Annotated in this window: 8 protein-coding genes; 5 read left to right on the forward strand and 3 right to left on the reverse strand. The window is 65.0% G+C overall.

Annotated elements, in window-relative coordinates; genetic code table 11:
• Positions 1–1,556 (reverse strand): MBL fold metallo-hydrolase (locus tag PSV33_RS15775; protein WP_300563232.1); only part of this gene is annotated, 1,556 nt, incomplete at its 3' end.
• A 138-nt stretch (positions 1,557–1,694) separates the two neighbouring features.
• Between PSV33_RS15775 and PSV33_RS15780 the strand changes: the two genes are divergently transcribed.
• A complete protein-coding gene (locus PSV33_RS15780) occupies positions 1,695–2,672 on the forward strand; it encodes a tripartite tricarboxylate transporter substrate binding protein (RefSeq protein ID WP_300563233.1) in 978 nt (325 codons plus the stop codon).
• A 227-nt stretch (positions 2,673–2,899) separates the two neighbouring features.
• Positions 2,900–3,997 carry an alpha/beta hydrolase gene (locus PSV33_RS15785; protein ID WP_300563234.1) on the forward strand — a complete coding sequence of 366 codons (1,098 nt, stop codon included), beginning with the start codon at positions 2,900–2,902 and terminating at the stop codon, positions 3,995–3,997.
• Between the two features lie 91 nt (positions 3,998–4,088).
• On the opposite strand, the gene PSV33_RS15790 is transcribed toward PSV33_RS15785, so the two are convergent.
• Positions 4,089–5,378, reverse strand: coding sequence for a lytic murein transglycosylase (locus PSV33_RS15790; RefSeq protein WP_300563235.1), 1,290 nt, complete (start codon positions 5,376–5,378; stop codon positions 4,089–4,091).
• 75 nt (positions 5,379–5,453) lie between these two features.
• Positions 5,454–6,005 carry a carboxymuconolactone decarboxylase family protein gene (locus PSV33_RS15795; RefSeq protein ID WP_300563236.1) on the reverse strand — a complete coding sequence of 184 codons (552 nt, stop codon included), beginning with the start codon at positions 6,003–6,005 and terminating at the stop codon, positions 5,454–5,456.
• 52 nt (positions 6,006–6,057) lie between these two features.
• On the opposite strand from PSV33_RS15795, the gene dapF reads away from it, so the two are divergent.
• Genes dapF through PSV33_RS15810 form a run of 3 tightly spaced genes read left to right on the forward strand, consistent with a single transcriptional unit; the run spans position 6,058 to position 8,702 of the window.
• A complete protein-coding gene (gene dapF, locus PSV33_RS15800; RefSeq protein ID WP_300563237.1) occupies positions 6,058–6,945 on the forward strand; it encodes a diaminopimelate epimerase in 888 nt (295 codons plus the stop codon).
• 39 nt (positions 6,946–6,984) lie between these two features.
• Positions 6,985–7,683, forward strand: a complete 699-nt coding sequence (locus PSV33_RS15805) for a DUF484 family protein (RefSeq protein WP_300563238.1) — start codon at positions 6,985–6,987, stop codon at positions 7,681–7,683.
• Between the two features lie 11 nt (positions 7,684–7,694).
• Positions 7,695–8,702 (forward strand): tyrosine recombinase XerC, encoded by a 1,008-nt coding sequence (locus tag PSV33_RS15810; RefSeq protein WP_300563239.1) that lies wholly within the window; start codon positions 7,695–7,697, stop codon positions 8,700–8,702.
• Positions 8,703–8,886 lie beyond the last annotated feature (184 nt).

The raw sequence follows: 8,886 nt of genomic DNA on the forward strand, positions 1-8,886 counted from the left end.
GCGGCGGCCACCCACTCGTCCATGCTGCCTTGCGGCTGCGCCTGCATCACGCCGATGATCTTGGCCTCACGTTTGAGGCGGTGCGCCTTGAGCTGGGCGATGACGGTGGTGGCTTCTCCCAGCACATAACCATGGGCGGGGGCGATGAAGTTGATGCCGTGTTCGTCGCAAGCCGCGGCCAGCACGTCGAGCGAATCGAGGTAGGCGTTCATGTTGCCGTCGGGCGGGTCCACCACCGTGGTGCTGCCGTTGAGAATGTGGTCGCCGCTGAACAGGATGCCGTCTTCAACCAGTACCAGGCACAGGTGGTTGGCCGCATGGCCGGGCGTGTGGATGACCTTCAGGGTATGGGTCATTTTGCCCTCCAGCCCTTGTCCGGTAAGCGCCAGCAGCTCCTGATTTGATAGCGACCGGTCCGGTGTGAACTGGCTGGCGGCGCGCGCTGTCGGTGCCGACGGCAGGCCCAGGATGGGCGGCGGGGTGCTGCACAGGGCCTGCAGCGGTTTGGCGCCGGGCGAGTGGTCAGCGTGTGAGTGGGTGCACACAATCATGCGGATGTCGCCGCCGGCCGCGCGCCACAGGCGTTGCAGATGGTCCATGTCGGCGGGGCCCGGGTCGATGGCGATGTAGCCGGTGTGCGGGTCGCCGACCAGGTAGCTGTTGGTGCCGGGGCCGGTCATCACGCCGGGGTTGGGCGCGGTCAGGCGCATCAGGTTTTTCAGCAGGGCGACGGGCTGCGCGGTCTGCCAGTCCAGCGTGTGCACCATTTGCCCGTCCGGGCTGGTCAGGGTCAGTTCGCCATAGGGTGCCTCGTGCTCCATGTAGCGCGCTTCGGCGCCGGCCAGCAAACCGGCGCGCGGGCACGAGGTCCACAGCGGCTGCTCGGACGCGGCGCAGGCCTGCAGCACGGCGTCCACCGTGTCGAAGTGCTGCAGCCGCTGCAGCGTGCGTATGGTCGGGAAGATGATGAAAAATCCGCCGGCTTCGTGCCGTGCCAGCGCGTCGGCCGGCCGCACCCAGCAGGGCTCGAACTGTTCGCTTTCATCGGCCACCGGCTCCTGGCCTTCCGGCATGCGCGCCACAAGAAACGGCACGTCGAAGCGCCGCGGCAGGTCGCGGTCGGTGATCCAGTGCGCCAGCACAAACACCTGGTCACCGGCCAATGTCAGGCCGCGTTCGCGGCACTGCGCGGCAAACGGCGCCTTGCGGTCCAGCGCGGCAATGTCGGCCGTGGTGGCGTGGCTGCCATCGGCATGGCGGGCCAGCAGCACGCCGAGTTCTTCAAAACTTTCACGGATGGCGGCGATGGCCTGCGTCAGGTGCAGGTCGGTCTGGGTCGCGCGCCGGGTGGACTGCGCGTGTGCTGCCGCATCGGCCGCGTCGATGCCACCACCGGGGAAGACATAGGCGCCCGGCGCAAAACTGGCCGTCATCGAACGCCGGGTCATCAGGATTTCGATGCCCTGGGCACTGTCACGCAGCAGCAGCACGGTGGCGGCAGGGCGGGTGGGCGCGGGTTCGCGCTGCGGGTAGAGGAGTTGGGAAGGTCGGACCATGGCCTGATTTTGCGCGAAACCGCGGCGGGGCGTCGGCGTGCCGGGTCGATCGTTGGCATGCTAAGTGTTAACCGCAATGGTTTTCAAGGCGCACGCTGCGGATACTGGTCCTCACTTCATTTGCAGGACAGCTTCACCATGAAACACTGGATTTCCCGAACCGCCCTGGCCATCACGGCCGCCGCACTGTGCGCTACCTCGATGAGCGCCATGGCACAGGCCTGGCCCACCAAACAGCCCATCAAGTTTGTCGCCGTGTTTCCGCCCGGCGGCTCGGTCGATCAGGTGGCGCGCATTCTGGCGGTGCCGCTGTCGCAGCAACTGGGGCAGACCATCATTGTCGAAAACAAGGGCGGCGCGTCCGGCTCCATCGGCACGGCGGCCGTGGCGGCAGCGCCGGGGGATGGCTACACCTTTGCGGTGGTCTTTGACACCCACGGCGTCAACCCCAGCCTGATCCCCGGCATGCCTTTTGACACCCGCAAGGACCTGACGCCGGTCTCGCTGATCGGCACCTCGGCCATGGTGCTGGCGACGTTTTCCGCATCGGAGTACAAAACCTTTGCCGACGTGGTGGCCGCCGCCAAGGCCAAAAAGAACGTCAGCTACGGCAGCATTGGCTCCGGCAGCCTGGGCCATCTGGCCATGGCCTTGCTGTCCAAAAGCGGCAACATCGACTGGCAACACATTCCCTACAAGGGCGGCGGCCCGCTGATGACCGATGCCGTCGCCGGCCATGTGCCGCTGTCCATCGGTTCGGTGTTTGTCACCAAGCCGCACATCGACAATGGCCGCCTGCGTCCGCTGGCCGTGACCACCAGCAAACGCGCCCCCGAACTGCCGAATGTGCCGACGGTGGCCGAAAGCGGTTTTGCCGGCTTTGACGCCCCGGCCTGGTGGGCCATTCTGGCGCCGGCCAAAACACCGCCCGAAGTCATCAAACGCATGAACGAGGAAATCAACAAGGCGCTGAAAAGCCCGGACATTGCAAAAAAACTCAGCGCGCAGGGCATCGAGATCCAGACCGGCACCCCGGACGCGGCCCGCGTGTTCATCGACAAACAGATCGACACCTGGGCCAAGGTGGTGAAGGACAACGGGATCAAGGCGGATTGAACGATTGATGCGAAATTAAAAGGGCCTGTGGGCTCTTTTAATTGGCCGGGATAAGTGACGAAACGGGCTAGAGGTGCTGTGGTTTTGTGCCCATCTTGCCCATGTGGATGCCGTATTGTTGCGCCGGGGCTGTGCCAAGGGATGAAAAAGCTTCTAAGGGCGAGCAGAGGTTCTACAGTCAGGCTATATTGCTGCAGCCCATCTTTTCCTGCCCCCGGAGACACCTCATGGAACGCTTGAATCGAATCGTTGATGACCAACCGCGGGACGACCGCCGTAATTTTTTGACCCAGAGCCTGTGCGGAATCGCGGCGACTGTGCTTCCTTTTACATCAACGAGTGTGGCTCAGACTCTTCCCAGCGGCAACTGGAGCAGCAAAACTGCCGATGTCCGCGGCTTGCGCATTCATTACGTGGAACAGGGAACCGGTCCCCTCGTGATCCTTTGCCACGGTTTTCCCGAAAGCTGGTTTTCCTGGCGGCACCAGCTACCGGCGCTTGCTGCAGCCGGCTTTCGGGTGATTGCTCCAGACCTCCGCGGCTACGGCGCGACGGGTGGGTCGAAGCTTGTTGCCGACTACGCCATCAAGGAATTGGTTGCCGACATCACCGGTTTAATGGACGCTCTCGGTGAAAAAACTTGCGTTCTTGTTGGTCATGACTTTGGCGCCGTTCTCACCTGGAACGCCGCGCTGCTGGCACCGGAACGCTTTAAAGCGATTGTTGCGCTCAGTGTTCCGTACAACCAGCGCCGCGGCTCTCCTCCTGTGGCAGCCATCCGGCGGGCAGTCGGAGGCAGCTTTAACTACATCGTGTACTTTCAGGAGCTAGGGGTCGCCGAGGCCGAACTGGAGGGAGATATCCCGCGATTTCTCAAGGCGTTCTATTACAACGCCTCTGCCGAAGCGGCGGCAGAGCTGCAACGGCTGCCACCCCGCTCAAGCCGGTCACGGCTTTTGGAGACCCTTGTTGAACCGAAAGTCATGCCCAAGTGGCTGAGCGACGCCGAGTTGAAGTATTACGTTGAGCAGTTCACCCGCAACGGTTTTACAGGGCCGCTGAACTGGTACCGCAACCTCGACAACAACTGGGAAATCATGAAATCCTTTGATGGCGCGACCATCACTCAACCAACGCTGTTCATCGCTGGTGAGCAGGACCCGGTTCTGCGCAGTACGCGCGCAAACTTTGACAGGATGGCCACCACCGTTCCCGGACTGAAGCGCACGGCCATTTTGCCCAACTGCGGTCACTGGGTTCAGCAGGAATGCCCTGACGAAGTCAATCGTGAGCTCATTGCATTCCTGAACCAGGTTGCGCGTTAGAGCGCAAGTCCCGGGCGTCCGCTGAGCTATTTCTTTGGCCCGCCACCTCCCGGGACGGCCCCTGAGCCACCAGAAACCGGGATCTGCAGCCTCATTGCAGGCGCTGCAGCAACTCCAAAGTCGGATACCCATCCGCCGCCATCCCCACGCTGCGCTGGTAGCCACGAATGCCGCTTTGCGTGGCCGGGCCCATCATGCCGTCGGGGGTGCCGGTGTCGAAGCCGCGTGCATTCAGCGCTGTCTGCAGCGCCAGCAACTGGCTGCGTGACAAGGGCTGCAGGTCACGCGGCCAGGCGGCTTGCACAGGCGGACCGTCGGCCAGTGCCTGAGACAGCAGGCTCACCGCGAGCGCATAACTGGTCGAATTGTTGTAGCGCAGGAGGGTGCGGAAGTTGGGGCCGACGATAAAAGCCGGACCTCGCGCGCCGGCAGGCAGCAGGATGCCGCTGTCGGGAAGGTCGGGCAGCGGCGCACCGTTGACAGAGCGCACGCCCAGCGCCGCCCAGGCCGATGCCGGCTGCCGCGTCGCCGTATCGGCAAGCGCGTAGTCAAAGCCCTGCGGCAAATACACTTCCGCGCCCCAGGGCTGGCCGGCCTGCCAGCCTGAGCGTGCGAGAAAGTTGGCGGTCGAGGCCATCACGTCGGGCAGGCTGCCCCAGATGTCGCGCCGGCCGTCGCCGTCGGCATCGACAGCGTAGGCCAGAAAGTTGGAGGGCAAAAACTGCGTCTGGCCCATGGCGCCGGCCCAGGAGCCGATCATCTGTGCGCGGCTGATGTCCCGGTTCTGCAGAATTTTGAGAGCCGCAAGCAATTGGCTGCGCGCCCAGGCTTCGCGTCGGCCCTCGAAACCCAGCGAGGCGAGGGCGTCGATGGTGGGAATATCGCCGGTGTTGCTGCCGTAGTTGCTCTCCATGCCCCAGATCGCCGCCAGGATTTCGGCAGGCACGCCGTAACGCGCAGCAGCGGCATCCACCGCAGGCCGCGCTTGCAGCAACCGGTCCTGGCCGCGGACGATACGTTGCGCCGAGACCGCGCTGTCGAGGTAGTCCCAGACGGCGCGGGTGAACTCGGGCTGGGCACCGTCGAGTTCTGTGACGCGGGGGATGAAACGGATGTCATTGAAGGCGAGCTGTAGCGTTTCGTCGCTGATGCCTGCCGTGCGCGCGCTGGCGCTGAAGTCGGCAATCCAGCGTGCAAAGCGCTGGTTTTGATCCAGTTCGCCCGAGGCGGCTGGCGCCGGGGCGCTCACTGCGGGCCTTGGTGTGGGCGGCGCAGGGTCGGCAGCAGGTGCGGTGGCGCAAGCCGTGAGGGCAGCGGCCACCAGCAGTGCCGGGGCACATGGCAAGCCGGCGCTTAGAGGTGAACGGGAGCGTGTCTGCATGGATTTCATTCTCGTCCTGGTGACTACACGCTGAAGCCAGACATTCAATACCTGTGTCCAACCTTGCGCGCTTGATCAATCATGTTCTTCGGGCGACACGCCCAGCGCCACCAGAAAACGCGCCACCATGTTGTAGGTCGCAATCGCGCTGGTCAGCTCGACCAGCTCAGTCGTATCGAAATGTTGGCGCAGGCCTTCGAACACATCGTCGCTGACTTTCACGTCGACAGTCATCTGCGCGGCGTACCGCACCACCAGCTGCTCGACCGCGCCAAGGGCAGGGTGCTCTGCCGAAGCGCGTGCATCGGCCTTGACCAGCAAGTTCAAGGCATCGAGTTCGGCCTGGGTGCCGCCGGCCGCCAGAAAGTCCGGCGCATGGTGTTTGTATTCATACGCCGCGCCGGTCAGCAGGGCGACCGTGCAGATGCCGAGTTCGCGCAGCTTGCGACTGGTCGGCAGGCCGGTGCGTACCGCGCCCAGGTAAACGTTCCAGCCGCGCGCCAGCGGCTCGCTCCAGAGCAGGGCCTTATCAAGGTTGATCAGGGTGCCGCCGCGGCGCTTGAGGACGGCGTCCACCAGGTCCTGGGGTTGGGGTTTGAGGGCGGGGGTCCAGTCGGGAATGCGCATGGGGGGCTTTCTGTTGTGCGGGGCAGGGTGCAGCCCGGCGGATAATACGGGCATGCTGATCCGATTTACCAAGATGCAGGGGGCGGGCAATGATTTTGTCATGCTCGACGAGACCGCGGGCCGGCTGAACCTCACGCCCGGCCAGTACCGCTTTCTGGCCAACCGCCATTTCGGCGTTGGCGCTGACCAGATTTTGTCGGTGCGGCCGGCCAGCGAGCCGGGCATCGACTTTGAATACGTGATCCACAACGCCGACGGCGGCGAGGTGGAGCAGTGCGGCAACGGCGCGCGCTGTTTTGTGCGGTTTGTGCGCGAGCAGGGGCTGACCACCAAGGAGTCGGTGCGTGTCAAAACCCTGTCGGGTGTGATTGAGCCGCGCATGCAGGCCGACGGCCGCGTGACCGTGGACATGGGCGCGCCCATCTTTGACCTGGCGCGTGTGCCCTTTGATGCCAGCGGCTTGACGCCCCAGGCTGTGAATTCATGGAAAAAATGGCCTCTGGCCCTTGCTGGTCGGGCGCAAACAGCTCCTGTTTTGATAGCAGTTTTGTCCATGGGCAACCCCCATGCGGTGCAACTGGTGGACGATGTGGAAGCGGCGCCGGTGCTTCAGGACGGACCGCTGATCGAAGGCCATGCGCGTTTCCCGCGCCGGGTCAATGCGGGCTTCATGCAGGTGGTGTCGCGCAGCCAGATCCGCCTGCGGGTGTATGAACGCGGCGCCGGTGAAACCCTGGCCTGTGGCAGCGGGGCTTGCGCGGCTGTGGTCGCTGGCATACGCTTGGGCCTGCTGGACGCGCGTGTGGATGTGATCACACACGGCGGCACCTTGAGCATCGAATGGCAGGGCGGCGTGGATGCCGCGCCGGCGCCGGTGCTGATGACCGGCCCGGCGACCACGGTGTTTGAAGCCTCGATTGAAGTCCCCGACCACCTTTGAATCTGCAGATTTTGTTGACCTAACGGAAAAACCAAGAACATGAATCCAAGCGAACACTCGATCCAGAACCCGATCACCGAAGACGACATCGCCAACTTCCTGGCCAACACGCCGGACTTCTTCGAGCGCCACGCCGAGCTGCTGGCGACCGTGCAGCTGTCCAGTGGCCACGGCAGCCGGGCGGTCAGCCTGCAGGAGCGCCAGGCCGGCATGTTGCGCGACAAGATCAAGGCGCTGGAGTCCAGGGTGGTCGAGATGATCCGCCACGGCAATGAAAACGTCGCCATTGCCGACAAGCTGCAGGAGTGCACGCTGAACCTGCTGCTGACGGCCCACGCGCGCGACCTGCCTGACACCATCGTGCGCGAGATCCAGACGCAGTTCGCGGTGCCCCAGGCGGCCATCAAGGTCTGGCATGTCAACGGCATTTTTTCGATGGAAGATTTTTCCACCGGCGTCAGCGAAGACACGCAGACTTTTGCCTCTTCATTGACGACGCCGTACTGCGGCGTCAACTCGGGCTTCGAGGCCGTCAACTGGCTGCCCGATCCAGCGCAGGCCCTGTCGGTGGCGCTGATCCCCCTGCGTCCGGGCAAGGCGCCGCAGGCTTTCGGCATGCTGGTGCTGGCCTCGCCCGACCCTGAGCGTTTCAGCGCCAGCATGGGTACCGACTTCCTCGAACGCATCGGCGAGCTGGCCGGCGCGGCGCTGTCGCGCCTGCGGCCCATGGCTGACTAGCCTTTTCACGCATGGCCAGGCAGGACGCACCCCCAGGTTTTGCTGAGGCGGCCTTGCACGCGCCGGTCCCCGACAGCGATCCGCTGGTCGAGCGTTACCTCGAACATGTGCGAGTCGAAAAACGCCTGGCGCAGCGCACCGTCGAGCTGTACGCGCTGGATCTGCAAAAACTGCAGGCGAACTGCCGGCAGGCCGGCGTGGCGCTGACCGACGTGCAGAACCCTCACATGCGGCGCTGGGTGGCGCAGATGCACAGCGGCGGGCGCAGCGGGCGCGGCATTGCGCTGATCCTCTCGGGCTGGCGCGGCTTCTACACCTGGCTGGGCCGTGAGGGCCTGGTGGCCAGCAACCCGGTGCAGGACCTGCGCGCCCCCAAAGCTGCCAAGCCGCTGCCCAAGGCGCTCAGCGTCGATGAAGCGGTGCAACTGGCGGCCTTCGCAGGCGCGGACGGCGAAGACCCGGCGCTGCTGGCACGTGACCAGTGCATCACCGAACTGCTTTACGGCTGCGGCCTGCGCATCGGCGAGTTGACCGGGCTGGACGCATTGGCCAGCAGCCAGGCGCGCGGCTGGATAGACCTGCAGGCGGCGGAAGCGCATGTGCTCGGCAAGGGCTCCAAACGGCGCAGTGTGCCGGTGGGCAGCAAGGCGCTGGAGGCGCTGCAGGCCTGGCTGGCGGTGCGCGGCGCCTGGGCCAGGGACGACGCGGCGTTGTTCATCAGCCAGCGCGGCAGCCGCCTCACGCCGCAACACATCCGCGTGCGGCTCAAACAACGCTCCCTGCAGGCCGGCCTGGCGACGCCGGTGCATCCGCACATGCTGCGGCATTCGTTTGCCAGCCATGTGCTGCAGTCGAGCGGCGATCTGCGCGCGGTGCAGGAGCTGCTGGGCCACGCCAACATCACCACCACGCAGGTGTATACCCGGCTCGATTTCCAGCACCTGGCCAAGGTGTACGACGCCGCGCATCCGCGCGCCACGGTGGCGGGCCTCAAACCGCCGGACAAGCAAAAAGGCTGATCAGGTTCTCCGCTGGCGCGGACTTTTCAAGCCAGGGCCGCGGGTCCGGCTTTGCCGGCCCGCAGGCGCAGCGCCCCCTCGGGGGGCAGCGCAGTACGCGAAGCGACAAGCGTGGGGGCTCTACCTCTGGCCGCGGGTCCGGCTCTGCCGGCCCGCAGGCGCAGCGCCCCCTCGGGGGGCAGCG

It is taken from the genome of Polaromonas sp., from assembly GCF_029945895.1.
Taxonomy (GTDB): Bacteria; Pseudomonadota; Gammaproteobacteria; order Burkholderiales; family Burkholderiaceae_C; genus Polaromonas.